Origin of the sequence: Flavonifractor sp. An91, from assembly GCF_002159225.1 — a bacterium.
Taxonomy (GTDB): domain Bacteria; phylum Bacillota; class Clostridia; order Oscillospirales; family Oscillospiraceae; genus Flavonifractor; species Flavonifractor avicola.
In genome coordinates, this window is the sequence record NZ_NFHA01000009.1 from 1 (window position 1) to 23,749 (window position 23,749).

25 protein-coding genes are annotated in these 23,749 nt (G+C 60.9%); 10 read left to right on the top strand and 15 right to left on the bottom strand.

From position 1 onward, the window contains the following. Nucleotides 1-366: hypothetical protein (locus tag B5G42_RS18475; RefSeq protein WP_206406166.1), on the bottom strand; the 366-nt coding region annotated here is incomplete at its 3' end. A 12-nt stretch (nucleotides 367-378) separates the two neighbouring features. Then, nucleotides 379-792, bottom strand: a complete 414-nt coding sequence (locus tag B5G42_RS07190) for an S-layer homology domain-containing protein (protein WP_087268452.1) — start codon at nucleotides 790-792, stop codon at nucleotides 379-381. Nucleotides 793-974: 182 nt separating this feature from the next. Between B5G42_RS07190 and B5G42_RS07195 the strand changes: the two genes are divergently transcribed. Genes B5G42_RS07195 through B5G42_RS07205 form a run of 3 tightly spaced genes read left to right on the top strand, consistent with a single transcriptional unit; the run spans nucleotide 975 to nucleotide 4,943 of the window. Beyond that, nucleotides 975-1,823, top strand: coding sequence for an undecaprenyl-diphosphate phosphatase (locus B5G42_RS07195; RefSeq protein WP_242961156.1), 849 nt, complete (start codon nucleotides 975-977; stop codon nucleotides 1,821-1,823). A 49-nt stretch (nucleotides 1,824-1,872) separates the two neighbouring features. Beyond that, nucleotides 1,873-4,530 carry a DNA translocase FtsK gene (locus B5G42_RS07200; protein ID WP_087268455.1) on the top strand — a complete coding sequence of 886 codons (2,658 nt, stop codon included), beginning with the start codon at nucleotides 1,873-1,875 and terminating at the stop codon, nucleotides 4,528-4,530. Nucleotides 4,531-4,535: 5 nt separating this feature from the next. Then, on the top strand, nucleotides 4,536-4,943 hold the full coding sequence (locus tag B5G42_RS07205) for a GNAT family N-acetyltransferase (protein WP_162611063.1): 408 nt from the start codon (nucleotides 4,536-4,538) through the stop codon (nucleotides 4,941-4,943). 278 nt (nucleotides 4,944-5,221) lie between these two features. On the opposite strand, the gene B5G42_RS07210 is transcribed toward B5G42_RS07205, so the two are convergent. The 3 genes from B5G42_RS07210 to gltX all read right to left on the bottom strand — a co-directional run bounded on the left by B5G42_RS07210 (nucleotide 5,222) and on the right by gltX (nucleotide 9,491). Next, complete coding sequence (locus B5G42_RS07210) at nucleotides 5,222-6,400, bottom strand: iron-containing alcohol dehydrogenase (RefSeq protein ID WP_087187869.1); 1,179 nt, start codon at nucleotides 6,398-6,400, stop codon at nucleotides 5,222-5,224. 193 nt (nucleotides 6,401-6,593) lie between these two features. Continuing rightward, entirely contained in the window at nucleotides 6,594-7,952 is a 1,359-nt protein-coding gene (locus B5G42_RS07215) for a PepSY1/2 domain-containing protein (protein WP_087268461.1), read from the bottom strand. Between the two features lie 54 nt (nucleotides 7,953-8,006). Then, nucleotides 8,007-9,491 carry a glutamate--tRNA ligase gene (gene gltX / locus B5G42_RS07220; protein WP_087268464.1) on the bottom strand — a complete coding sequence of 495 codons (1,485 nt, stop codon included), beginning with the start codon at nucleotides 9,489-9,491 and terminating at the stop codon, nucleotides 8,007-8,009. A 179-nt stretch (nucleotides 9,492-9,670) separates the two neighbouring features. Here gltX and trpS point away from each other — a divergent pair, with 179 nt between their 5' ends. The 4 genes from trpS to B5G42_RS07240 are packed head-to-tail and all read left to right on the top strand — an operon-like array spanning nucleotide 9,671 to nucleotide 13,763. Further along, entirely contained in the window at nucleotides 9,671-10,672 is a 1,002-nt protein-coding gene (gene trpS, locus B5G42_RS07225; protein ID WP_087187872.1) for a tryptophan--tRNA ligase, read from the top strand. A gap of 22 nt (nucleotides 10,673-10,694) precedes the next feature. After that, nucleotides 10,695-11,810, top strand: coding sequence for an MraY family glycosyltransferase (locus B5G42_RS07230; protein ID WP_087187873.1), 1,116 nt, complete (start codon nucleotides 10,695-10,697; stop codon nucleotides 11,808-11,810). After that, complete coding sequence (gene wecB, locus B5G42_RS07235; protein ID WP_087187874.1) at nucleotides 11,807-12,955, top strand: non-hydrolyzing UDP-N-acetylglucosamine 2-epimerase; 1,149 nt, start codon at nucleotides 11,807-11,809, stop codon at nucleotides 12,953-12,955. The genes B5G42_RS07230 and wecB overlap by 4 nt, the downstream gene beginning before the upstream one ends. Before the next feature lie 52 nt (nucleotides 12,956-13,007). Next, a complete protein-coding gene (locus tag B5G42_RS07240; RefSeq protein ID WP_087268467.1) occupies nucleotides 13,008-13,763 on the top strand; it encodes a hypothetical protein in 756 nt (251 codons plus the stop codon). Here the strand turns inward: B5G42_RS07240 and B5G42_RS07245 are convergent. From B5G42_RS07245 to B5G42_RS07255, 3 genes are read right to left on the bottom strand one after another with little or no spacing between them, the layout of a single operon-like run. Then, nucleotides 13,760-14,035, bottom strand: coding sequence for a hypothetical protein (locus B5G42_RS07245; RefSeq protein ID WP_087187876.1), 276 nt, complete (start codon nucleotides 14,033-14,035; stop codon nucleotides 13,760-13,762). The genes B5G42_RS07240 and B5G42_RS07245 overlap by 4 nt on opposite strands. Beyond that, complete coding sequence (locus tag B5G42_RS07250) at nucleotides 14,028-14,447, bottom strand: hypothetical protein (RefSeq protein WP_087268470.1); 420 nt, start codon at nucleotides 14,445-14,447, stop codon at nucleotides 14,028-14,030. The genes B5G42_RS07245 and B5G42_RS07250 overlap by 8 nt, the downstream gene beginning before the upstream one ends. Nucleotides 14,448-14,471: 24 nt before the next feature. Further along, nucleotides 14,472-14,732 carry a hypothetical protein gene (locus B5G42_RS07255; RefSeq protein WP_087187878.1) on the bottom strand — a complete coding sequence of 87 codons (261 nt, stop codon included), beginning with the start codon at nucleotides 14,730-14,732 and terminating at the stop codon, nucleotides 14,472-14,474. A 72-nt stretch (nucleotides 14,733-14,804) separates the two neighbouring features. On the opposite strand from B5G42_RS07255, the gene B5G42_RS07260 reads away from it, so the two are divergent. Together B5G42_RS07260 and B5G42_RS07265 are read left to right on the top strand one after the other, a co-directional pair. Further along, on the top strand, nucleotides 14,805-15,272 hold the full coding sequence (locus tag B5G42_RS07260; RefSeq protein ID WP_087268473.1) for a YfcE family phosphodiesterase: 468 nt from the start codon (nucleotides 14,805-14,807) through the stop codon (nucleotides 15,270-15,272). Nucleotides 15,273-15,284: 12 nt separating this feature from the next. Next, a complete protein-coding gene (locus tag B5G42_RS07265) occupies nucleotides 15,285-16,076 on the top strand; it encodes a type III pantothenate kinase (RefSeq protein ID WP_242961157.1) in 792 nt (263 codons plus the stop codon). A gap of 50 nt (nucleotides 16,077-16,126) precedes the next feature. On the opposite strand, the gene B5G42_RS07270 is transcribed toward B5G42_RS07265, so the two are convergent. The 7 genes from B5G42_RS07270 to nth all read right to left on the bottom strand — a co-directional run bounded on the left by B5G42_RS07270 (nucleotide 16,127) and on the right by nth (nucleotide 22,231). Further along, on the bottom strand, nucleotides 16,127-16,906 hold the full coding sequence (locus B5G42_RS07270; RefSeq protein WP_087268478.1) for an ABC transporter ATP-binding protein: 780 nt from the start codon (nucleotides 16,904-16,906) through the stop codon (nucleotides 16,127-16,129). Then, nucleotides 16,899-17,846, bottom strand: coding sequence for an ABC transporter permease (locus B5G42_RS07275; RefSeq protein ID WP_087268481.1), 948 nt, complete (start codon nucleotides 17,844-17,846; stop codon nucleotides 16,899-16,901). The genes B5G42_RS07270 and B5G42_RS07275 overlap by 8 nt, the downstream gene beginning before the upstream one ends. Nucleotides 17,847-17,942: 96 nt before the next feature. Continuing rightward, nucleotides 17,943-18,962 carry an ABC transporter substrate-binding protein gene (locus tag B5G42_RS07280; protein WP_087268484.1) on the bottom strand — a complete coding sequence of 340 codons (1,020 nt, stop codon included), beginning with the start codon at nucleotides 18,960-18,962 and terminating at the stop codon, nucleotides 17,943-17,945. 183 nt (nucleotides 18,963-19,145) lie between these two features. Beyond that, on the bottom strand, nucleotides 19,146-20,168 hold the full coding sequence (gene mreB / locus B5G42_RS07285; RefSeq protein ID WP_087187880.1) for a rod shape-determining protein: 1,023 nt from the start codon (nucleotides 20,166-20,168) through the stop codon (nucleotides 19,146-19,148). A gap of 189 nt (nucleotides 20,169-20,357) precedes the next feature. After that, on the bottom strand, nucleotides 20,358-21,014 hold the full coding sequence (locus tag B5G42_RS07290; RefSeq protein ID WP_087268487.1) for a ComF family protein: 657 nt from the start codon (nucleotides 21,012-21,014) through the stop codon (nucleotides 20,358-20,360). Then, the gene (locus B5G42_RS07295; protein ID WP_087187882.1) at nucleotides 21,011-21,190 is read right to left on the bottom strand and encodes a hypothetical protein; all 180 of its coding nucleotides are present in this window, start codon (nucleotides 21,188-21,190) and stop codon (nucleotides 21,011-21,013) included. The genes B5G42_RS07290 and B5G42_RS07295 overlap by 4 nt, the downstream gene beginning before the upstream one ends. A gap of 393 nt (nucleotides 21,191-21,583) precedes the next feature. Then, entirely contained in the window at nucleotides 21,584-22,231 is a 648-nt protein-coding gene (nth, locus tag B5G42_RS07300; RefSeq protein WP_087268490.1) for an endonuclease III, read from the bottom strand. Between the two features lie 138 nt (nucleotides 22,232-22,369). Here nth and glyA point away from each other — a divergent pair, with 138 nt between their 5' ends. Next, complete coding sequence (glyA, locus tag B5G42_RS07305) at nucleotides 22,370-23,611, top strand: serine hydroxymethyltransferase (RefSeq protein ID WP_087268493.1); 1,242 nt, start codon at nucleotides 22,370-22,372, stop codon at nucleotides 23,609-23,611. Nucleotides 23,612-23,749: the final 138 nt, after the last annotated feature.

Here is a 23,749-nt window from a genome sequence, read left to right on the forward strand (position 1 = left end):
GGCAGCGACAAAGCCTTTAATTTCTGCTACCGGGGCGAGGGGCGCGGGAATGGCGGCCCACAGGCCCTGTTCTACCGCGGCATAGCCGGTGGCGCCGTAGACCGGCAGCTCCAGCCCGCCGGTCAGCTTGGGGACGCTCCGGTCCAGGGTATGGTCCTCATCCCACACAGGTACGGTTGGGGTGGGGGTCGGTGTAGGCTCCGCGCTGGGGGTGGGAGAAGGCTCCGGAGTGGTGGTGGGGATGGGAGTCTGCGTGGGGGAAGGCGAGGGCGGCGTTGGAGAGGGCTCCGGCTGTGGGGCGGCGCAGGCGGCCAGACCGGCCAGCAGGGCCAGGGCGCACAGCAGAGCGGCGGCGCGTCTCATCATACCCATTCTCCTTTATTGTTCCAGCATCTCAACCACACGGCTGAGCACAGTGGCGGCCTCGGCCCGGGTGGAGGTGGCCAACGGCATCAGAGCATTGCCGCTGCCGCCCTGGAACAGCCCGGCGGCAGAGGTGCGGGCGGCGGCTTCCAGGGCCCAGAAGGCAATGTCGCCGTCATCGGCAAAGCCCAGGCCGTTTTCGTCGGGCAGGTCCAGGCAGCGGTCGATGATGGTCATCATCTCCTGCCGGGTAATGGGTCGATCAGGAGCAAAGATGTTTTCATCGGAGCCAGCCACCAGACCCAGTCGGACGGCCTGATGGATGTAGTCGGCGGCCCAGGTGTTTTCCACATCGGCAAAGAGGGGTTCCTCCACACCTTTGGGTGCCTGAGGCAGAGCATTCTTCTGCGCCAGGGCAGTGTACAGCATAGCGGTAAATTCCGCAATTTTTTCAACTGGTGGGAAAAAGGATGGAAAAACTCCGCCGGATATGATATGATAAAAACTAACCGCCCTGACGCAGTATACCGCGTACAGGGGCGATGTACCGGGGACGAACTCATTTTCAAACGGGTTTCGATTCCCAAAAATCGTGAATGGAGGAAGTCGTTTTGAGCTATTTGATGGCCATCCTCATGGGGATCATCCAGGGTGTGGCGGAGTTTCTGCCCATCTCCAGCTCCGGCCACCTGGCCCTATTCCAGCAGTTCTTCGGTATGGAGAACGTAGAAGAGAAGTACATGATGTTTACGGTGATGCTCCACTTCGGTACCCTGCTCTCGGTGCTGGTGGTCTATTGGAAGGATGTGGCGGAGATGATCCGGGAATTCTTCCTGGGTATTGCCGCCCTGGCAGGGAAGGACACCGGTACACCTCCACCCCCTGCCCGGCGGATGGTAATGCTCATCATCATCGCCACTCTGCCCCTGTTTATAATGGTGCTGCTCCAGGATGCGGTAAACGCTCTGTTTGCCAGTTCCATTATGGTGTCCATTGCGCTGCTGGCCACCGGCTTTATCCTTTTTTTCTCTGACCGGCTGGCCCATGGTCGCAAGACCGCCAAGAACGCCACCGTGGTGGACGCTCTCATCGTGGGCTGCAGCCAGGCGCTGGCGGTGATCCCCGGCCTGTCCCGCTCCGGTACCACCATCTCCGTGGGTATGCTGCGGGGCTTTGACCGGGCCTTTGCCGTCCGCTTCTCCTTTCTGATGTCCCTGCCCGCCATTGTGGGCGCCAATATCCTGGAGCTGAAGGACGCGGCGGAGAGCGGCTTTGTAACCTCTGAACTGCCCATGTACCTGGTGGGTGTGGCGGTGGCTGCCGTGGTAGGCTATTTCGCCATTCGGTTGGTCAAGAGCCTGTCCGACAAGGGCAAGTTCGGCAAGTTCGCCTACTACTGCTGGGCGGTGGGCCTGGGCAGCCTGATTGCCGGAATTGTAAAGACTGTGGTGCTGAAATAAGCACTGCCGCTGTAAAGCGGAAAACCCGACCCTGAAAGGATCTGATACCATGGCCACAGCAAAAAAGAAAAGCACGGGAGGAAAGCGTACCACTGCAAACCGGTCTACCTCTTCCCGTACAACTGCTAGCCGGAAAAAAGCCGCCTCCCGTCCGGTGCGCCGGGAGGTGGGGGCTGTGGTGTGTCTGCTGCTGGCCATTTTTGCCGCCTTGGGCTACTTCCACATCCAGGCCATCTTTATCGACTTCTTCTGCGGACTGGTCAAGGGCCTCATCGGCTACGGCTATCTGCTGCTGCCTCCCATGCTGTTGGTGGCCAGCGGTATTCTGGCCTTCCATCGGGGCCGCCCGGTGCGGCTTCGGGTGTGGTGCGCTCTGCTGCTGCCGGTGCTGGCAGGCGGCTTCTTCCACCTGCTGCTGGCCCAGGCTGCCTATGCCTGGGATATGAAGCTGCCGGAACTGCTCTGGAAACAGGGCGAGGCTTTGGCCAGCGGCGGTGTGATCAGCGGTGTGATTGCACTGGGTCTCACGGCTGTGTTCAGCAAGATCGGCGCCGGTATCATTTTTGTGCTGCTGGCTGTGATCCTGGTTATGGTGTGCTTCCATATTTCTCCCACCGATGTGGTGGACAGGCTTCGCAGCCGTCCGGAGTACGAGGAGGAGGAGATCCCCGAGCCCCGTCCCCGCCGGAAGAAAGCCGAGCGTGAGCCGGAACCTGTCCGGGAGGGCCGCAGACAGCAGCCCCAGATCGACATCCCGGTGGACGACGGTCCCCTGGTGGGCAAGAAGCGGGAGCCCAAGCCCATTGAGAAGAAGGAGCGCTTCTTCAACCGCAAGCCTTCGGTGCCCACCCCCGACCAGGTGCTGACCGGCACTACCCAGGCCCAGACGGAGGCGCCGGAGGAGGAGGCCCTGCCCTTTGCCGCTCCGGCGGAGATCCGGCATGAAGCCGTCCAGCCCCAGCCTGTGGTCCAGCCGGAGCCGGAACCCATTCCGGAGACTCAGCCTGTGCCTGAGATCGTGCGGGAGCCCGCCGTGCCCCCCACCTCCGCCAAGGCCCGCCAGAAGGAGGAGACCGCCCAGGTTGTCGCCGAGGTGGCCCAGGACATTGCCCGAAGCCTGGAGGAAGAGCCTGTGGCTTACCAGTATCCCCCTGTCTCGCTGTTGACGGAAGGGGAGGGGGTATCCAGCTCCGATGTGGCGGGGGAGCTGCGGGTCAATCAGGCCCGTCTGTCTGATACCATCCGCTCCTTCGGCATCGACGCCAGCATCTCCAACGTGACCCGGGGCCCCTCGGTGACCCGGTATGAGCTGGAGCTGGACCAGGGCGTGCGGCTCAACAAGCTGACCAACCTGGCCGACGATATCGCTCTGGCTCTGGGCGCCACCGGCGTGCGTATCGCCCCCATCCCCAACCAAATCTCCATGGTGGGCATCGAGGTACCCAACCGCTTGGTGTCCCCGGTGTACATCCATGACGTCATCGACTCCCGGGAATTCCGGGACAACCCCTCAAAGGTATCCTTTGCCGTGGGCAAGGACATCGGCGGCAACAATATTGTGGGCAACATCGCCAAGCTGCCCCACCTGCTGATCGCCGGTACCACCGGCTCCGGTAAGTCGGTGTGTACCAACTCCCTCATCATCTCTCTGCTGTACAAGGCTACGCCGGAGGAGGTCCGCCTCATCATGGTGGACCCAAAGATGGTGGAGCTGGGCATCTACAACGGCATTCCTCATCTGCTCATCCCGGTGGTTACCGACCCCAAGAAGGCCGCCGGCGCCCTCCAATGGGCGGTGGTGGAGATGATGAAGCGATACCGGGCGTTCTCCGAGATCGGCGTCCGGGACCTGGCCTCCTACAATGCCCACGCCGCCAAGACCGACGACATGGAGAAGATGCCCCAGATCGTGGTGGTCATCGACGAGCTGGCCGACCTGATGCTGGTGGCTGCCAAGGAGGTGGAGGAATCCATCTGCCGGGTGGCCCAGATGGGCCGTGCTGCCGGTATGCACCTCATCATCGCCACCCAGCGGCCCTCTGCCGACGTGATCACCGGCCTGATGAAGGCCAACATCCCCAGCCGTATCGCCTTCGCCGTGGCCTCCTCTCTGGAGTCCCGTATTATTCTTGATACCACCGGCGCGGAAAAGCTGGTGGGCCGGGGCGATATGCTGTATTTCCCCCTGGGTTCCGGCAAGCCCCAGCGTGTTCAGGGCTGCCTGATCTCCGATGAGGAGGTGGCCGCCGTGGTGGGCTTCATCAAGCAGAACAGCGGCGGGGCCGAGTACGATCAGGAGATCATGCACGACATCGAAAAGCACGCCGCCGAGAAGGAAAAGGGCTCCAAGGGCGTGGGCGGCTCCGAACCCGAGGATGTGGGAGACGACTACGACGAGCTGCTGCCTGCCGCCATCGAAGTGGTGGTGGAGACCGGTATGGCCTCGGTGTCCATGCTCCAGCGGCGGCTCAAGCTGGGCTATTCCCGTGCCGCCCGTCTGGTGGACCAGATGGAGGAGAAGGGGGTCGTTGGACCCTTTGAGGGCTCCAAGCCCCGGCAGGTACTCATCAGCAAGGAACAGTGGCAGGAGATGCAGTTCAAGCAGAATATGGCTGGCGGCGCGCCGGAGCCGGTGCCCGATGAGCTGGAGTTTGAGGGGGACGCCATTCCCCAGAGCCGGGATATGCCCCCCTTTGATATGGAGTGATGGGAATGGAGCAGTTTGTAATCCGTCCCGCCAACGAGGGGGCCGGTGAGGCCATCCACGCCGGACTGCGGGCCTATAACCGGAAGTTTGTGCCGGATACGGCGGATCTGTCCCTGGTGGTTATCGACCAGGCCAGGCGGATCATCGGCGGCTGCGATGCCTTCCGGATGGGGGAGCTGGCCATGCTGGATGTGCTGTGGGTGGCAGAGGACCACCGAGGCGCCGGTCTGGGCGCCTGCATCCTGGAGCAGCAGGAGGAGAACGCAGCCCGGCAGGGCGCCAAGCGGCTGGAGCTGAATACCTTCGGCTTTCAGGCCCCCCGCTTCTATGAGAAGATGGGCTACCACCGCTTCGGTGCGGTAGAGCAGGGGACCGGCAGCTACGGCCACTATTTCTATGTCAAAGAGCTGTAATCAAATCAAACAAGAGGAGCGCAGTCGCCGGACTGCGCTCCTCCTATCTTTATGAGACTGCCCAAAACCTGTATGGCCCAGATTTCGGAGGGAAAGATAGTGTGAAAGACTGCCCCGCAGGGCGATTCGAAGCGCAACCGCCACAAGGTGGCGGCACTTAGCGCGGAGATAAACCGTCAGGGTTGTCTTTCGCGTCTGATCAAAAAGATAACATACAAGAGGAGCGCAGCCCGACAGCTGCGCTCCTCTTGTATGTATGGGTAAGGGTTTGTGGGAGATCAGAAGTTGACTTCTTCACCGTAGTAGATGCAGGTGAAGAGCTTGGCCATGGTCTCGGGATCGATGGGACGGGGGTTGGAGCCGGTGCAGGCGTCGCCCACCGCGTTGGTGGCGATGGCGGTCAGCTTCTCCTTGAACTCGTCCTCGATGATGCCGAAGTCCTTCAGGGTGTTGGGGATGCCCATGGCGTCGTTCATGGAGCGGATCTTGGCACGCAGGCCCTCCACGCACTCCTCCACGGTGCCGGTGATGCCCATGGTCTTCGCGATGTCAGCATAGCGCTCCGCCACGCCGGGCGCTTTCGCGTTGTAGGCGATGACGTAGGGCAGGTACATGGCGTTGGCCAGGCCATGGGTGATGTGGCCGGTGGAGAAGGCGGCGCCGGTCTTGTGGGCCATGGAGTGAACGATGCCCAGCAGAGCGTTGGAGAAAGCCATACCGGCCAGGCACTGACCGTAGTGCATCTCCTCACGGCAAGTCATGTCGCCGTTGTAGGACTTGATGAGATCATGGTTCACAATGTCAATGGCCTTCAGGGCCAGAGGATCGGTAAAGACGGTGTGCAGGGTGGACACATAGGCCTCGATGGCGTGAGTCAGAGCGTCCATGCCGGTGTGAGCCACCAGCTTGGGGGGCATGGTTTCGGCCAGAGCGGGGTCGATGATGGCCACGTCGGGGGTGATGTTGAAGTCGGCCAGAGGATACTTGATGCCCTTCTGATAGTCGGTGATGACGGAGAAGGCGGTGACCTCGGTGGCAGTGCCGGAGGTAGAGGGGATGGCGCAGAACTTGGCTTTCTGACGCAGCTCGGGGAAGGAGAAGGGGGTGATCAGATCCTCAAAGGTGGTCTCGGGGTATTCATAGAAGGCCCACATTGCCTTGGCGGCGTCGATGGGGGAGCCGCCGCCCATGGAGATGATCCAGTCGGGCTGGAATTCCCGCATCACGGCAGCGCCGCTCATGACGGTCTCCACAGAGGGATCGGGCTCCACGTTCTCGATGAGCTTGGTCTCAATACCGGCTTCCTTCAGATAGGCAACCGCCTTGTCCACAAAGCCGAAGCGCTTCATGGAGCCGCCGCCCAGCACCAGTACCGCGCGGGTGCCCTTCAGATTCTTCAGATTTTCCAGGGCGTTGGGGCCGTAATAGATGTCTCTGGGAAGGGTAAAACGGGACATGGTAAATACCTCCGTATGTCTCATTAAATTTTAATCGTTAAATGTTTAACGATCTTACGGCCCCTATTATGGCACATTGTTAATTCTTTGTCAATCCATGAAGAAGAAACTATTCGTTCCAAACTTTTGGTTCTACCAATTTCCGCAAAAAAGCCACAGCAGGCATACAACTGTACGCCTGCTGTGGCTTTTATCATAGAACCAAGGTGCCGTTTTCGGCCTCCAGAAGAAGGAGAATGTGCTGCTGCTTGCCGGTTTGGGCGTTGACGTAGATGAGAACATGGGTGCCGTCCTGGGCCTGGCACTTGAATTCGTGGCATAATACCTCGTATTCGCCGCCGGTGGGGATGAGAGCCAACTGGTGGGAGAGAACGGTGAGGGAGTCGTCCACCAGGGCCTGGGCGGTCTGGGCGTCCACGGCGGGGGAGGACAGGTCCCGGCTGCCGTGGTGGGTCAGGTAGCCCGCCGCCTCAAAGCCCACCACCTCGCCGGTGTCCAGGGCCACCGACACCTTCACCAGATCGGGGTAGCAGTAGACGCCGTTCTCCACCGGGGCAAAGTTGATTGCCAGCACTCCGTCCTGCTCTATGAAATAGCTGGGGGCCATATTGGCGTAGCCTTTTTCCGCCAGGAAGGCGGCGGCTTTTTCACAGCCCTCCGTCCGGCTGAGCACCGGCTCTCCGGCGGTACGGGAGGAGAATACCTCCAGGATCTGTCCGCCCTGACAGGTGACCTGGATATAGAGCTGTCCGCCGTCCACCATGGCGGTAAAGCCGTAGGAGGGCAGATTGCCCTCGGACTTGGCGGTGAGAGTGAATACCTCAGGCCGCAGGTCCAGGAAAGCCGCCGCCGCTTCGCGGGCCTGCTCCTCAGTGACCTGGGGCAGGCCCTCCAGCATCCGGGGGGTGCGGCCGTCCAGGTGCTGGGAGAAGGGGCCGTCGTAGATCAGGGTGGGTACCTCGGGGAAGTCGGACTCCACGCTTTGGAAGGCGGAGCCGCCGTTGACCTGACCGCTGCCGTCCTCGGCCGCCAGCCGCTCCCGGGCCTCCGCCAGATCCTCCGGCCGGATAGCCCCGGCGCTCAGCTGAGCCTGGAGGGTCTCCAGGGTGAGGGAGAGTTCGCCGGCCGCCTCGGACAGCTGGAACAGGGCGTCCCGGTGCTCGTCGGTGCATACCAGCTCCGCTGAGGTCCCCTGGGCCAGGGCCATGGCGTAATCACCCGCCCGGGCCAGGAAGGCGGCAGTCTGCTCCAGCTCCACATTGCCGTAGGGCAGCTCGCCCAGAGCAGCCTGGGCGGCCTGAGCCTTGGAGTAGGCCTGGGCGCACAGGGAGGCGAACAGGGCGGGGGAGGTGGCGTGGCTCATTTTGGTCAATGCCACCTCCAGTTCTCCCGTGGCGGTGGTCAGCTCGGCGAAGGCATGGCGGTAGCCGTTGTCCAGCAGCCGCCGGTACTGAGCGGCCCGGACATGGCCCTGAACGGCAAAGCCGGCGGTAATGACAAAGGCCGCCGCCAGAAAGCTGACAGCCAGCACCCGAATCTTTTGTTTTGACATAAAAACGCCCCCTTTTCCTCTAGTATGGGGAAAAGGGGGCATACTATGTGACACTTATTTTGCCAGCTGAGCCATACCCAGCTTGATGCGGCGGAGGGTTTCCTCCTTGCCCAGAATGTGGCACAGCTCCACCGCGCCGCCGGGGGTGACCGCCTTACCAGACAGGGCGGTACGCACCGGCCACATGATGCGGCCGTTCTTCAGCTCCAGCTTCTGAGCCAGGCCGATGAGGGCGTCGTGGATGGCGTCGTAGGTCCACTCGGGCAGATTCTCCAGCACGGGCAGCACCTGCTCCAGGGCCTCCAGGGAGTTCTCCTCGTTGGTCTTCATCTTCTTGTGGCAGTAAAGCTCATTGGAGTACTCGGGCAGGGCGTCGAAGAAGTCCACCTGAGGAGCGATGTCCAGCCAGGTGTCGCACCGGGGCTGCACCAGGGGAGCGATGAGCTTCAGGTCAATGCCCTCGGTCTTGACGGCTTCCTTCAGGTAGGGCTCGGCGCCCTCATAGAAGGCCTCGGGGGAGAGGGCGCGGAGATAGTTGGCGTTGAAGTATTTCAGCTTTTCGATGTCAAAGATGGCGGGGGACTTGGAGATACCGCCGATGTCGAACACATCAGCCAACTCGCTGAGGGTGAAGAACTCCCGCTCAGCGTACTCGCCCTTGGGGGACCAACCCAGCAGGGTGACGTAGTTTACGACCGCCTCGGACAGGTAGCCCATGGCGATGAGGTCCTCGTAGGAGGGGTCACCCTTGCGCTTGCTCATCTTGTTGTGCTGGTCACGCATAACGGGGGAGCAGTGGATATAGGTGGGCACCTCCCAGCCGAAGCCCTCGTACAGCAGGTTGTACTTGGGGGCGGAGGACAGGTACTCGGAGCCGCGGACCACATGGGTGATGCCCATGAGATGGTCGTCGATGACGTTGGCGAAGTTATAGGTGGGCAGACCGTCCCGCTTCATGAGCACCTGGTCGTCCAGGGTCTTGTTCTCCACGGTAATATCGCCGAACACAGCGTCGGAGAAGGTGGTGGTGCCCTCAGCAGGGATGCGCTGGCGGATGACGTAGGGCTCGCCGGCGGCCACCCGGGCCTTGGCAACCTCCGGGTCCAGATCCCGGCAGGGATCAGCGGCCCGGTCAAAATCGCCGGAGTCCTCCTCGGATTCGGTCTTTTCACAGAAGCAGTAGTAGGCGTGACCCTTCTCCACCAGCAGCTCGGCAAACTTGCCGTACAGGTCCCGGCGCTGGGTCTGGATGTAGGGGCCCACAGGGCCGCCCAGATCGGGACCCTCGTCCCAGGTCAGGCCGCACTTGCGCAGGGTGTTGTAGATGACGTCGGTGGCGCCCTCCACCAGACGGCCCTGGTCGGTGTCCTCGATGCGGAGAATGAATTTACCGCCGTTGTGACGGGCGATGAGCCAGGTGTACAGGGCGGTACGCAGGTTGCCGACGTGCATATAGCCCGTGGGGGAAGGGGCGAAACGGGTGCGCACGCCGTCGTGGGGGATGCGGCCCTCCAGTTCCTCAAACCAGTTCAGATCCATACAGATCCCTCCCTTGAACAAAATACCCGGGTGACGGGTGTCAAATCGTAACCTTTATTCTACCGTTTCAGCCCTAGAATTGTCAATAGTGCGGCCCTGTTATTCTTGTCAACCGCCGGGAAATGTGGTATTATATCGTCAACTATGCAGAAATCTCTTGACAAGGGTGTGAACCTGTTATGGAAACGAATAAGAAAGTCATCTTCAGCGGCATCCAGCCCAGCGGCGCCCTCCACCTGGGCAACTATCTGGGAGCCCTGCGCAACTGGGTAGCCCTGCAGGACGAATATAACTGTGTCTACTGTGTGGTGGATGAGCACGCCATTACCGTGCGGCAGGACCCCGCCGCCCTCCGCCGCCAGACCATCGAGCTCTTTGCCCAGCTGGTGGCCTGCGGCATCGACCCGGAGAAGTCCATCCTGTTCATCCAGTCCCACGTCCCCGCCCATGCCGAGCTGGCCTGGGTGCTCAACTGCTACACCATGTTCGGTGAGCTGTCCCGCATGACCCAGTTCAAGGACAAGTCCGCCAAGCACGCCGACAACGTCAACGCCGGTCTGTTCACCTACCCCTCCCTGATGGCCGCCGATATCATGCTCTATCAGGCCGACCTGGTACCGGTGGGGGAGGACCAGAAGCAGCACGTGGAGCTCACCCGCAACATTGTCCAGCGCTTCAACGGCATCTACGGCGATGTGTTCACCATGCCTGACGCCTATATCCCCAAGGTGGGCGCCCGGGTCATGAGCCTGAACCAGCCCGACAGCAAGATGAGCAAGTCCATCCCCGAGGGCTGCGTTTACCTGATGGACAGCCCCGACGATATTATGCGCAAGTTCAAGCGTGCCATCACTGACAGCGACACGGAAAACTGTGTCCGCTATGACCGTGCCAACAAGCCCGGCGTGGCCACCCTCATTGACATCTATGCCGCCGTTACCGGCAAGACCTATGAGCAGATCGAGGTGGAGTTTGAGGGCAAGGGCTACGGCGCCTTCAAGCCCGCTGTGGGTGAGGCCGTGGTGGAACTGCTCCGGCCTGTCCGGGAGGAGACGGTGCGACTGCTGGGCGACAAGGCCTATCTGGAGGGCCTGTACCGCGCCGGCGCAGAGAAGGCCGCCTCGGTGGCCCAGCGGACCCTGCGTAAGGTCCATAAAAAAGTGGGCTTCATCCCCCGCTGAGAGATAAAGGAGCATCTTTCCTATGCCAATCAATTCCGAGCTTCCCCTGCTGGGGATGGTGGCGGCCGCTCTGGTGGTGGCCTTTCTGGTGGCGCTGATTGCCACGCCGGTGGTCAAGAGCCTGGCCTTTAAGGTGGGCGCGGTGGACGTACCCAAGGACAACCGCCGGATGCACGATCATCCTATTCCCCGGATGGGAGGCCTTGCCATTTACCTGGGCTTCCTGCTCAGCGTACTGCTCTTCCTGGATCTGAACGCCCAGATGCGGGGAATGCTGCTGGGCGCCACCATCATCGTGGTGCTGGGTATTTTTGACGATATCTATGCTCTGGGCGCCAAGCTGAAGTTTCTGATCCAGATCGGCGCCGCCCTGGTGGCGGTGCTCTCGGGCAATGTCATCGAGACCCTGTCCAATCCCAACGTCTTTTCTTCCAATCTGTACTGGGATCTGGGCTGGCTGTCCATCCCGGTGACGGTGCTGTGGATCGTGGCCATCACCAACGCCGTCAACCTGATCGACGGCCTGGACGGCCTGGCCTGCGGTGTCTCCACCATCAGCTCCATGACGCTGCTGGTCATCGCCCTGGTGGTCAGCGAGGGCGACGTGGCCCTGCTTATGGCCGCTCTGGCCGGCGGGTGTATCGGCTTTTTGCCCTACAACATGAACCCCGCCAAGATCTTCATGGGCGACACCGGCTCCACCTTCCTGGGTTATATCCTGGCGGTGGTGTCGGTCAACGGCCTGTTCAAGTTCTATACCATTATCTCCTTTGCCGTGCCCTTCCTGATGCTGGGCCTGCCCATCTTCGACACCTGTTTTGCCTTCATCCGCCGCATTGCCCACGGCCAGAGTCCCATGCACGCTGACCGCAGCCATGTGCATCACCGGCTCATCGACATGGGCTTCAACCAGAAGCAGGCGGTGGCGGTGCTCTATATCATCAGCGGTATTCTGGGCCTGTCCGCCGTGGTGCTCACCACCAGCGGACCGGTGAAGGCCATGCTGCTGCTGATGGCCTTGTGTTTTGCCGGCGCCATTGCCGGACATATCTTTCTGAGCAATAACCGGAAGGATATGGAGAAGGGAAAAGCATCTGAGGAGCAGCCGGAAGAAAGTCCGGAGGAGGAGCAGAAATGAAAGAGATCCGTGTTATGACCATCTTCGGCACCCGGCCGGAGGCCATTAAAATGGCCCCCCTGGTGCAGGAGCTTCAAAACCGTCCGGGCATCACCTCCATCTGCTGCGTCACCGCCCAGCACCGACAGATGCTGGACTCCGTGCTGGACATCTTCCATCTGAAGCCGGACTACGACCTGAATATCATGGAGCCCCGACAGACTCTGTCCACCATCACCACCAAGTGTCTGCTGGGCATGGAGGAGGTGCTGGAGCAGGCCAAGCCCGATCTGGTGCTGGTTCACGGCGACACCTCCACCACCTTTGCCGGTGCTCTGGCCGCCTTCTACCATCAGGTCAAGGTGGGCCATGTGGAGGCCGGCCTGCGGACGTGGGACAAGTACTCCCCCTTCCCGGAGGAGATGAACCGGAAGCTGGTGGGCGACATTGCCGACCTGCATTTCTGTCCCACGAAGAGCAACGTGGCCAATCTGGCCCGGGAGGACATCACCGACGGGGTGTTTATCACCGGCAATACCGTCATTGACGCCCTTAAGACAACGGTTGTAAAGGATTATCACTTTTCGACTGAGCTGCTCAACCAGCTGGACTATGAGCACAAAAAAATCATTCTGGTCACCTGTCACCGGCGGGAGAATTACGGCCAGCCCATGGCCAATATCATGACCGCCCTCCGCCGGGTGGCGGAGTCCTTTGAGGATGTGGAACTGGTGTATCCGGTCCACCTGTCTCCCGTGGTGCGGGAGGCGGCGGCCAAGTACCTGTCCGGCCACCAGCGCATCCACCTCATCGATCCTCTGGACGTGGAGGAGATGCACAACCTGATGGCCCGGTCCTATTTGGTGATGACCGACTCCGGCGGCTTGCAGGAGGAGGCCCCGGCCCTGGCACGGCCTGTGCTTGTCCTGCGGCGGGAGACTGAGCGGCCCGAGGCCGTGGAAGCCGGTACCGTCAAGATCGCCGGTACTGAGGAGGAGACCATCTTCCGTATGGCTTCTGAGCTGCTGACCGACGAGAAGGCCTACCATGAAATGGCCCACGCAGTCAACCCCTACGGCGACGGCTTTGCCTGCCGCAGAATTGTGGATGCTATCGAGTGGCAGTTCGGCCTGAGAAGTGATAAGCCGGAGGAGTTCGGCGTTTAAGCAAGTTTGTGAATAGATCAGATCCCTTGGTCGAGCCTGAGGAGGGAGCGGCATGGAACGGCGCAATCGGAATATCCTGGTGGTGCTCATCGGCATCGTCATTACCGTTGCCATGCTCTCCAGCTTTGGACTCGGCCTTTTTGCGCCTGATACCGCCAAAATCCAGCTTCCTACCCCGGCGGCCAGCCAGTCCCAGGAGCCGGCAGGGGAGGAGGAGTATGTGCGGGTGGAGATCACCACTGAGACAGTACAGTATGTGGTGGAGCACACCCTGACTCGGCCGGAGAGCTACGGACGGAATGTGACCATTGAGGATTTCTGGGGAGAGGGCCAGAGCGGTGTTACCCACGCTACCGTGTGGGTGGATGATGGCTGGACCCACACCACCGCCACGCTGCCCGGAGGTACCGTCCGCCATTCCATTGTAGGGGATGATCAGTTCTGGCTCTGGTATGAGGGGAATAGCCGGGTGCTTACCGGGGCGGCGGATGAGGACTCCGCCGATCTGGAAGGTCAGCGTATCCCCACCTATGAGGATGTGCTCAAGCTGAAGCAGTCGGATATTGCCGATGCCGGCTATGAGGAGAAAGAGGGCGTCTCCTGCATCTTTGTGGAGACCGTGCCTGACAGTCAGGGTTATGTAGAGCGATACTGGATCTCCACGGACAGCGGCCTGCTCTCCTGTGCGGAAACCAGGCTGGAAGGTCAGCTGATTTATCGGATGAGCGCCTTTTCGGTGGACCGGCCCGTGCCGGAAAACGCATCCTTTGTGCTGCCCGATGGTACGGTGCTCCACGACCTGAGTTAATTGAGTCCCAACAGTAACACCAGAGCCAGGGTGATGACCAGTTCCATGTCGTCCCCCTCCAGAAAGAGAAAGAGCAGGATGAGCAGAAGCAGCACATCCCCGGTGTCCAGACTGTCCAGCTTCAGGCTTTTCAGCAGCTCACCCAGCGCGCCCGCTTTCTTTTTGCCCCCCGCCTTTGGGGGGCGCTTCTCTTCCCGGGGCGGGGGAGAGGGGGCATCCTCCTGGGGTATCCTGGTATAGGAGGTGCCGTTGGGGATGTAGCGGTTATACATCGTCCTCCTCCTCTCCGCGGTCACGGAACATCCGCAGCGCTGTCCGGATCACCCGGGTAAGCCGGGCGATGCGGACGGCCTGATCCATCTTTTCCTGCCGCTCCGGCTTGAGAAAGGGCTTGAGTGCGGCCAACAGGGCGGTCTTTTTATCGTCCTGGGCCGAATACTCCGACAAAAGCCCCATCCCCATCCGCAGCAGCCTGGGGTCCAGCCCGTCCAGGGCGGACAGGGGGGAGGGAGTGTCGCTCTCTGCCGGCGGCTGGTCGGCCGGTTCAGACTCCGGTTCTGCCGCGGGCTGTTCGGATGCCTGCTCCTCCTGCTTGCCCGAGAGGGACTGGGCCAGGGACATGATCTGTTCCATGGCTTGGGGATTGCCCAGGATCTGGTTGAGTTGTTCTTCCAACTGGGCCACGGGCCATCCCTCCTTGTCGTAAAATCAGTCCTGTTTGGGAGCGGTTTGATTGAGCCGTTCCACCAGTTTGGCGCCCTCTGGGTTCTGCATCACCTGGCGCACCATGGCCAGCAGATCTTTGGTATCCCCCAGAGCGGCGGATGCGGCGGCGGTTTTCAGCTTGCCGCCGGCATTTTGATTGAGCAATTCCATCAGCCGCTGGGCATCCGGAGAGTGGATCACCTGCTCCAGCAGGGCCCGGTTGTGCTCCAGGGCGGCGGTGGGATCGGTTTTGTTCTGACCCATATCATCAACTCCATCCCTAATATATAGTGGCGTTCACTTCATTATATGTACCGCCCTTGAGAAGGTGATTGTATGAAACTGCTGATTTTTTCTGATTCCCATGGCAATGTGGCCAATATGGAGGATGTGGTGCGGCTGGAGAGTCCTGATCGCATCCTCCATCTGGGGGATTTGGCCCGGGACGCCGAGGACCTGGCCGCCAAGTTCCCGAACATCCCGGTAACCTACGTCCCCGGCAACTGCGACGGACGGCGGCCCGACCTGCCGGAGGAGCGGGTTTTTACCCTGGAGGGCTGTAAGATTCTGATGACCCACGGCCACATCTACCATGTGAAGATGGGTATGGGAATGGCGGTGCGGGCGGCCAGGGAAGCAGGGGCCCATCTGCTGTACTTTGGCCACACCCATGAGGCCTTCTGCGAGTTTGAAAACGGGATGTGGATCGTGAATCCCGGTTCGGTTGGTACCTTTGGACCTCACACCTACGCTGTGGCTGTCCTGGAGGATGGCGGCGCGGTGTGTTACCTCAGTCATTTATAAGAGAAGGGAAGGATGGCTATGCTGCTTGCGGTGGACGTGGGCAACACCAATATGGTGTTCGGCATTTATGAGGGGGCGGAGCTGAAGGGCAGCTTCCGCACCATGACGGACAGCGACCGCACCTCTGATGAGCTGGGGCTGCTGGTGTGCCAGTATTTCCAGCGCTTTGGCCTGGAGCTGGACCAGATCGAGGATGTGGTGATCGGCTCGGTGGTGCCCCAGGTGATGCACACCCTTACCAACGCCATGAAGAAGTATGTGGGCAAGACCCCTCTGGTGCTGGACGACGGTCTGGACCCCAGGCTGCCCTATGTGCCCTGCGCCAGCGAGGAGCGGCTGGGGCCAGACCGGGCGGCGGCGGACATCGCCGCTATGGCCAAATACGGGACGCCCCTTATTGTGCTGGACTTCGGTACCGCCACAACCCTGGACGCGGTGAGTCGGGACGGGGTGTACCTGGGCGGCTGTATCACCGCCGGGGTACGGGTATCTATCGACGGGTTGTTCCAAAAGACTGCTTTGCTGCCCCGGGTGGAGCTGGTGAAACCGGCCACCGTGCTGGGCACCACCGCCGTGGGCCAGATCCAGGCGGGAGCGGTGATGGGTTATATCGGAGCCATTGAATACCTGATCCGTCAGGCCAAGAAGGAGATCGGCGAGCCGGACGTGAAGGTGATCGCCACCGGTGGGCTGGCCCGGATGGTGGCGGACAATACCGACCTCATCGATGTGGTGGACCCCCAGCTGGTGCTGGACGGCCTGCGCATCATCTATGAGCGGGAGAAGGGCATACAGAGCCTGTAAGTAAAAATGCCTGGGTACCTTGGTACCCAGGCATTTTTGATTCGTTTCTCCTATTCGCTGAGGAGCATCCGGTCATTCTCCACATGGAACTTGTCCAGCAGGTCCTGAACGGTGAGATTCTGCTTCTCCTCCCCCCGAATGTCCGCCACGATCTGGCCGCTGTCCATCATGATGAGCCGGTTGCCGTGGGCAATGGCATCCCGCATATTGTGGGTGATCATCAGGGTGGTGAGCTTGTCCCGGCGGACGATCCGCTCGGTGGTCTCCAGCACCTTGGCCGCCGTCTTGGGGTCCAGGGCGGCGGTATGCTCGTCCAGCAGCAGCAGCTTGGGCTTTTTCAGGGTGGCCATCAGCAGGGTGAGGGCCTGCCGCTGGCCGCCTGAGAGCAGGCCCACCTTGCTGGTGAGCCGGTCCTCCAGCCCCAGGCCCAGGATGGCCAGCTTCTCCCGGTACTGCTTGCGCTCGGCGTTGGTGATGCCGTAGCGCAGTCCCCGGCCCTGGCCCCGGCGGAAAGCCAGCGCCAGATTTTCCTCAATGCCCATGGTGGCGGCGGTACCCATCATGGGGTCCTGAAAGACCCGGCCGATGAATTTGGCCCGCTTGTGCTCGGGCAGCTTGGTCACATTCTGGCCGTCAATGGAGATGGTGCCGCTGTCGGGAGGGAAGACCCCGGCTACCAGATTGAGCAGGGTGGATTTGCCTGCGCCGTTGCCGCCGATGACGGTAACGAAGTCCCCGTCCTCCAGCGTGAGGGACAGGCCGTTCATGGCCCGTTTTTCGTTGATGGTGCCGGCGTTGAAGGTCTTGTAGAGATCACGCACCTCAAGCATTGCGCGATGCCTCCTTTCGAACCGTCTTGGTGAAGTACTTGCCCTTCCAGTAGGGGATGCTGAGGAACAGGGCCACCACCACGGCGGAGAGCAGCTTCAGGTCGGTGGACTCCAGGCCCAGGCGCAGCACGAACTGGAGCACGATGTAGTAGATGATGGAGCCGATGACGGCGGAGAGCAGCTTCAGGGCGAAGTTTCGGAACACCTTGCCCAGCAGCACCTCGCCGATGATGACGGCGGCCAGGCCGATGACGATGGCGCCACGGCCCATATCCACGGTGGAGCTGCCCTGATACTGGGCCAGCAGAGCGCCGGACAGGGCCACAAGGCCGTTGGACACCACCAGACCCAGTACCTTGCACCAGTTGGTGTTGATGCCCTGGGCCCGGGCCATGGCCTGATTGGCGCCGGTGGCACGCAGGGCGCAGCCCAGCTCCGTGCCGAAGAACCAGTAGAGCACGGCAATGAGCACCACCGTAAAGATGGCCAGCAGGAACAGGGGATTGGTCAGGTCAAGCTCCCGGATGTAGCGGGAGGAGACCAGCAAATCCTGCTTGTCCACGCTGAGGGCCAGGGTGGCCTTAGTCTTGGCGTCGCTCCAGAGAGCCATGATGCGCAAGTTGATGGAGTAGAGGGCCAGCTGGGTCAGGATACCGGCCAGAATAGCGGGGATGCCGCAGGCGGTGTGGAGCAGGCCGGTAATCAGTCCCGCCAGCATTCCGGCGATGACGGCCATCAGCAGGGCCAGCCAGGGGTTCCAGCCCTGGCTGATAAACAGGGCCGCCACCGCGCCGCCGGTGGCCAGGGAGCCGTCCACCGTCAGGTCGGCAATATCCAGGATGCGGAAGGTGATATATACCCCGATGGCCATGATGCCCCAGGCCAGTCCCTGGCCGAAGGCGCCGGGCAGAGAGTTGAAAAATGAGAACAGGAAGTCCATGATTCTGCCTCCAAATGATTAAAATCTTGCATCGCATACCGGAAAAGGGCGGAGAAGGGAAGTCCCTTCTCCGCTCTTTTGTCTGGGCGTGGGTGCTCAGGCGATGGGCTCGTAGTCCTCAGGCATGGTCAGCCCCAGAGTCTCGCAGTTGGCGGCGTTGTACATCTTGGTCACCGTGGGGGCGTACTCGATGGGCATGGTGGAGATGTCCGCCTCGCCGGTCAGGATCTGGGCGGCCATCTCACCGGTCTTGTAGCCGATGTCGTAGTAGCTGATGGACAGGGTGGCCACACCGCAGCCGGAGCAGATACCGGACTCACCGGCGATCACCGGCACACCGGCAGGGAGAACCACGTTGGCGATGGTCTCAGTGTTGGCGGCGGCGGTATTGTCGGTGGGGATGTAGATCACGTCGGAGCTGTCACAGGCGGTCTGGGTTACGGAGGACAGGTCGTTGACGTCGGTGAAGGCATACTGGGTGCAGGTGTAGCCCATATCCTCCAGATAGCCCTGGATGGTCTGTACCTGATAGACCGAATTGGGCTCGCCGGAGCAGTAGAGCAGGCCCACGTTCTTGGCGTCGGGGAAGAGCTCCTGAAGCATAGCGGCCTGCTGGTCCAGGGGGGCCAGGTCGGAGGTGCCGGAGATGTTGCCGCCCACGGTGCCGGTCCAGTCGGTGATGGAGAGGGCAGTGGCGTAGTCGGTCACCGAGGTGCCCAGGATGGGGATATCGGCAGTGGCAGAGGCGGCGGCCTGGAGGGGATAGGTGGCGTTGGCCAGAATCAGGTCCACCTGATCGGCCACAAAGCCATCCATGATGGTGCCGCAGTTGGCATATTCGCCGCCAGCGTCCTGCTCCTCAAAGGTCACCTGGCCGGGCAGCTTCTCATTGAGGGCGTCTTTGAAGCCCTGCGTGGCGGCGTCCAGCGCATCGTGGGTCATCTGCTGGCAGATGCCTACGGTGTAGGTCTCGCCGCTGGCGGCGGGTTCTCCGCCGGAGGGAGTCTGGGAGTTGCCGGCGGGGGAACTGGCGGCGCCGGAAGTGCCGCCGCCGCAGGCGGTGAGGGTGAGGGCCAGTGCGCCGGTGAGCAGTCCGGCTGAGATACGCTTATTCATGAGATTGACCTCTTTTCCTTGTTTGCCTCCCCATATCTGAGAGATACAGGAAGCACTTATACTGATTTTGCAGTTTAGCACTTAAAAGGCCAAAAGTCAAGTATGATATTTTTTTGACGAACATAGAGCAAAAAAACGGAGTGCTGCAAGAATTGCAGCACTCCGGAAGAAATTCGGCAAGATTTAATTCATCTGCTTGCGGCGGGACAGGTTGATTGTGCCGTCCTGCATGGAGTCCACGTCGTCCAGGCTCTTGCCGGTGCCGTAGGCCACGCAGGAGATGGCGTCATCGGCCACATGGGTCTCGATGCCGGTGTGGGACTCGATCAGCTTGTCAAAGCCCCAGACCAGGGAGCCGCCGCCGGTCATGACAATACCGTTGGTGGAGATGTCGGCCACCAGCTCGGGGGGAGTACGCTCCAGCACGCCGTGGATGGCCTCCAGAATGCGGGTGGAGACCTCCTCGAAGGCCTCGATCATCTCGCTGGAGGACACGGAGAACACTCGGGGCAGGCCGGTCATCAGGCAGCGGCCCTTGATCTCGATGGTCTGCTCCTCGGGGCGGGGGAACACACAGCCGATCTGCATCTTCAGTTCCTCGGCAGTACGCTCGCCGATGAGCACGTTATGCTTGCGGCGGATATACTTGACAATGGCCTCGTCGAACTGGTCGCCGGCGATCTTGATGGAGGTGGACTCCACGATGCCGGACAGGGAGATGACGGCGATATCAGTGGTGCCGCCGCCGATGTCCACGATCATGTGGCCGTCGGGCTTGGCGATGTCGATACCGGCGCCGATGGCAGCGGCCACGGGCTCCTCAATGAGGTACACCCGGCGGGCGCCGGCCTGGATGCCGGCGTCAATGACGGCACGCTCCTCCACCTCGGTGATGCCGGAGGGGACGCAGATGACGATGCGGGGCTTGAAGAGCCGGAAGGAGGTCACCTTGCGGATGAACTCCTTGAGCATACGCTCGGTCATGTCGTAGTCGGAGATAACGCCCTCCCGCAGGGGACGGATGGCCACGATGTTGCCGGGGGTACGGCCCAGCATCTGCTGAGCCTCGGTGCCCACTTTGAGCAGCTTGCCCGTATTCTTGTCAATGGCCACCACGGAGGGCTCCCGCAGGACCACGCCCTTGCCCTTTACATAGACCAGGATAGAAGCAGTACCCAGGTCGATACCGATATCTTTACTGAACATACCTGCACCTCGACGTTTTACTCTGTATGATGAATGGTGATGACTGACCAGAAAGCCAACTCAGTCAAACAAGACTGGATACAATGCCCCAGTCTGAATCCTCTATATTATACAGAAGTATGCCCGCCATTTCAACGTAAATTTCCGCTAATTTTCTGAATTTTCCCGGCAGATGACCGGTCAGTCCGCCTATCTGGCCCGGGCCAGGGCGGCGCACACCACATCCTCTGCCCCCATGGTACGCAGGGTGCGGGCGCATTCGGACAGGGTGGAACCGGTGGTTACCACATCGTCAATGAGCAGGACCCGCTTTCCCGCCACCAGCTCCGGGTCCACCGGGGTATAGGCGCCCAGTACATTGGCCCGGCGCTGGGCATCCTCGGTGATGCCGGACTGGGGATCGGTATTCCGCTCCTTCCGCAGGGTCTCCACCGCCACATCTCCCAGCTCCAGAGCGGCGGCGCTGGCCAGCAGGAAGGCCTGATCATAGCCACGCTCCCTCTTTCGCCGGTCGGAGAGAGGCACCCAGGTGATGAGATCGTACCGCCCGTCCAAATGATCATGGACACACTGGGCCACCAATTTGCCGTATACTTTATGATAGCCACGGCGTCCTTTGAATTTGTACCGGTGGATGGAATCCCGCACCTTAGCCTGATAACGCAGCGGCGCGGCACACAGAGAGAAAAATTCCCCTGTCAGTTCCGCTTCGCCGTCGGTGAGCCAGGGCAGTTCCCGCTGGCAGCGCCGGCAGAAGCCGCTTTCGCCGGAGTCCAGCACCTTCCCGCAGAACACGCACTTGGGCGGGAAGAGCAGGTCCAGCACAAAGCCCAGCGGCCCGCTCATTTTGATCCCTCCGCCGGAATCGGCCCGTGCTCCTTTTCAAATTCCCGGATGCAGCTTTGGATCAGATAATGTGCCTGTCCATTGATGGTTCTGCCCTCATAAGATGCAATATACCGCAGTTTCTGATGGATCTCAGGCGTGACCCGTAAGCCAATGTGTTTGACTTCTTTTCCCATATCTTTCACACCTCCATCCTGCTTTGCGTGCGATTGCACGCATCCTGGATATATAGTATGAAAGTTTGGGTGGAATATGGGGGAGTGCACAAAATTGCACGCACAAAATTCGACTAGATGGGATGGGCGGGCGGGTGTGGGCGCCCGCCCCTACAAACAGACTTCCAAGATTGATGTAGGGGCCGATGTCCTCATCGGCCCGTCCCCAGGGGGGGTACATCCAATAGGGGGGAGACCGCAGTCTCCCCCCTGATTGGTCGTTTTAAGGAGAGGGGATTTCAAAGGGGAGAGGGAAATCGAAATCCCTCTCCCCTTTGACGGTTCTTTGGTGCCTTTCTGTCCGCACAGAAAGGCACTCGCCCAACAGGGCGAAACTATTTGGAACTAATCGGCTTAATCTCCAACGCTCTTCTGAAAATGGTCGCACCAAGGCCGCAGGGTACAGTTTTGGCAGTCGGGCCGCCGGGCCACGCACACTGCCCGGCCGTGGAGCACCATCCGGTGGCAGAAGTCGCTGGATTCCTCCGGGGGAAGGATCTTCCGCAGCTGCATCTCGGTCTTGACCGGGTCCTTGGTGCCGTCGGTGAGGCCAAGCAGGCCGGTAATGCGGATGCAGTGGGTGTCGGCCACCACCACGCCGGGGGTCTTGTATACGTCGCCCAGGATCAGATTGGCGGTCTTGCGGCCCACGCCGGGCAGCTTCAGCAGGTCCTCCATATTGTCGGGTACCACGCCGCCGTACACATCCACCAGCATCCTGGCGGCGGCCACGATGTCCCGGGCCTTGGCCCGGAAGAAGCCGGTGGAGTGGATGTAGGTCTCCACCTCGATGACGTCGGCCTCCGCCAGGGATTCCAGAGTGGGGAAGCGGGCGTACAGGGCGGGCGTGACCATATTGACCCGCTCGTCGGTGCACTGGGCAGCCAGACGGACGGCGAAGAGCAGCTCATAGGGCTTGGGATATTGCAGGGAACACAGGGCGTCGGGGTAGAGGCGCTTGAGCTCCTCCACAATGGCAATGACATCCTGATGGTCTTTCATAGGATCACCTCGTTAGACAATATAACACACAACGCAGCAAAAAACGAGAGGGTTTTTCCTATGGTGACGATTGTAATTTTGGGAATCATCCGGTATAATGAGTTAAATCGCTAAAATTTTGAAAGGTGGCGACAGACATTGGTCAAGGATATCATGGAATTTCTTACCGCCCAGGACCCGGAGGTAGGTCAGGCCGTTGAGGCGGAGTACGCCCGGCAGCAGCGCAACATTGAGCTCATCGCCTCTGAGAACTTCGTCAGCCAGGCGGTGCTGGCCGCGGCGGGTACGGTGCTCACCAATAAATATGCCGAGGGCTATCCCGGCAAGCGGTACTACGGCGGCTGCCAGTGCGTGGACGTGGTGGAGGAGATCGCCCGCAAGCGGGCCTGCCAGCTCTTCGGAGCCGACCACGCCAATGTGCAGCCCCACTGCGGCGCCAACGCCAACTTCGCTGTGTATCAGGCTCTGTGCGAGCACGGCGACACCGTGCTGGGCATGGATCTGGCCAACGGTGGCCACCTGACCCACGGCTCTCCCGTCAACTTCTCCGGCAAGAACTACAACATGGTGGCCTATGGTGTCAATGAGCAGGGCTATATCGACTACGACCAGGTCCGGGATCTGGCCAAGAAGCATCAGCCCAAGATGATCCTGGCTGGCGCTTCCGCCTACCCCCGCGTCATCGACTTCAAGACCTTTGCCGACATCGCCCATGAGGTGGGGGCCTACCTCTTCGTGGATATGGCCCACATCGCCGGTCTGGTGGCTGCCGGGCTCCATCCCAACCCGGTGCCCTACGCCGATGTGGTGACCACCACCACCCACAAGACCCTCCGGGGTCCCAGAGGCGGCATGATCCTCTGCAAGGAGGAGCTGGCCAAGAAGATCGACTCCGCCATTTTCCCCGGCAGCCAGGGCGGCCCTCTGGAGCACATCATCGCCGCCAAGGCGGTGGCTCTGGGCAAGGCCCTCAAGCCGGAGTTTAAGACCTACCAGCAGCAGATCGTGAAGAACGCCGCCGCTCTGGCGGACGCCCTGCTGAAGGAGGGCTTCGACCTGGTGTCCGGCGGCACCGACAACCACCTGATGCTGGTGGACCTGCGGCCCGCCCACCTCACCGGCAAGGAGATGGAGCACCGCCTGGACGAGGTTAACATCACCGTCAACAAAAACGCCATCCCCAATGACCCTGAGAAGCCCTTCGTTACCTCCGGTATCCGGGTGGGCACCCCTGCCGCCACCAGCCGCGGCTTTGTGGAGGAGGATATGAAGGTCATTGCCCAGGTGATGTGGCAGACCGCTACCAACTTCGAGGGCAACCAGGAGAACCTGCGTGCCCAGGTGGCCCAGCTCACTGCCAAATACCCCCTGTACGAATAAGTGTTGTTCACAAGGCCGCCTTCGGGCGGCCTTGTGTCATTTCTGAAATTTTTATAAAAATCCTGTCACAAATGCCCCGGCTGGAGGGTTTTTGTAGTAGAATAAGATTAGAAACGTCCAAGCAGAAAGGAAGGTCAT

Excerpts from the sequence above, each read along its gene's own strand:
- B5G42_RS07190 (WP_087268452.1), bottom strand. The coding sequence starts at position 792 with ATGCTGTACACTGCCCTGGCGCAGAAGAATGCTCTGCCTCAGGCACCC.
- B5G42_RS07200 (WP_087268455.1), top strand. The coding sequence starts at position 1,873 with ATGGCCACAGCAAAAAAGAAAAGCACGGGAGGAAAGCGTACCACTGCA.
- B5G42_RS07205 (WP_162611063.1), top strand. The coding sequence starts at position 4,536 with ATGGAGCAGTTTGTAATCCGTCCCGCCAACGAGGGGGCCGGTGAGGCC.
- B5G42_RS07210 (WP_087187869.1), bottom strand. The coding sequence starts at position 6,400 with ATGTCCCGTTTTACCCTTCCCAGAGACATCTATTACGGCCCCAACGCC.
- B5G42_RS07215 (WP_087268461.1), bottom strand. The coding sequence starts at position 7,952 with ATGTCAAAACAAAAGATTCGGGTGCTGGCTGTCAGCTTTCTGGCGGCG.
- gltX (WP_087268464.1), bottom strand. The coding sequence starts at position 9,491 with ATGGATCTGAACTGGTTTGAGGAACTGGAGGGCCGCATCCCCCACGAC.
- trpS (WP_087187872.1), top strand. The coding sequence starts at position 9,671 with ATGGAAACGAATAAGAAAGTCATCTTCAGCGGCATCCAGCCCAGCGGC.
- B5G42_RS07230 (WP_087187873.1), top strand. The coding sequence starts at position 10,695 with ATGCCAATCAATTCCGAGCTTCCCCTGCTGGGGATGGTGGCGGCCGCT.
- wecB (WP_087187874.1), top strand. The coding sequence starts at position 11,807 with ATGAAAGAGATCCGTGTTATGACCATCTTCGGCACCCGGCCGGAGGCC.
- B5G42_RS07240 (WP_087268467.1), top strand. The coding sequence starts at position 13,008 with ATGGAACGGCGCAATCGGAATATCCTGGTGGTGCTCATCGGCATCGTC.
- B5G42_RS07245 (WP_087187876.1), bottom strand. The coding sequence starts at position 14,035 with ATGTATAACCGCTACATCCCCAACGGCACCTCCTATACCAGGATACCC.
- B5G42_RS07255 (WP_087187878.1), bottom strand. The coding sequence starts at position 14,732 with ATGGGTCAGAACAAAACCGATCCCACCGCCGCCCTGGAGCACAACCGG.
- B5G42_RS07260 (WP_087268473.1), top strand. The coding sequence starts at position 14,805 with ATGAAACTGCTGATTTTTTCTGATTCCCATGGCAATGTGGCCAATATG.
- B5G42_RS07265 (WP_242961157.1), top strand. The coding sequence starts at position 15,285 with ATGGCTATGCTGCTTGCGGTGGACGTGGGCAACACCAATATGGTGTTC.
- B5G42_RS07270 (WP_087268478.1), bottom strand. The coding sequence starts at position 16,906 with ATGCTTGAGGTGCGTGATCTCTACAAGACCTTCAACGCCGGCACCATC.
- B5G42_RS07275 (WP_087268481.1), bottom strand. The coding sequence starts at position 17,846 with ATGGACTTCCTGTTCTCATTTTTCAACTCTCTGCCCGGCGCCTTCGGC.
- B5G42_RS07280 (WP_087268484.1), bottom strand. The coding sequence starts at position 18,962 with ATGAATAAGCGTATCTCAGCCGGACTGCTCACCGGCGCACTGGCCCTC.
- mreB (WP_087187880.1), bottom strand. The coding sequence starts at position 20,168 with ATGTTCAGTAAAGATATCGGTATCGACCTGGGTACTGCTTCTATCCTG.
- B5G42_RS07290 (WP_087268487.1), bottom strand. The coding sequence starts at position 21,014 with ATGAGCGGGCCGCTGGGCTTTGTGCTGGACCTGCTCTTCCCGCCCAAG.
- B5G42_RS07295 (WP_087187882.1), bottom strand. The coding sequence starts at position 21,190 with ATGGGAAAAGAAGTCAAACACATTGGCTTACGGGTCACGCCTGAGATC.
- nth (WP_087268490.1), bottom strand. The coding sequence starts at position 22,231 with ATGAAAGACCATCAGGATGTCATTGCCATTGTGGAGGAGCTCAAGCGC.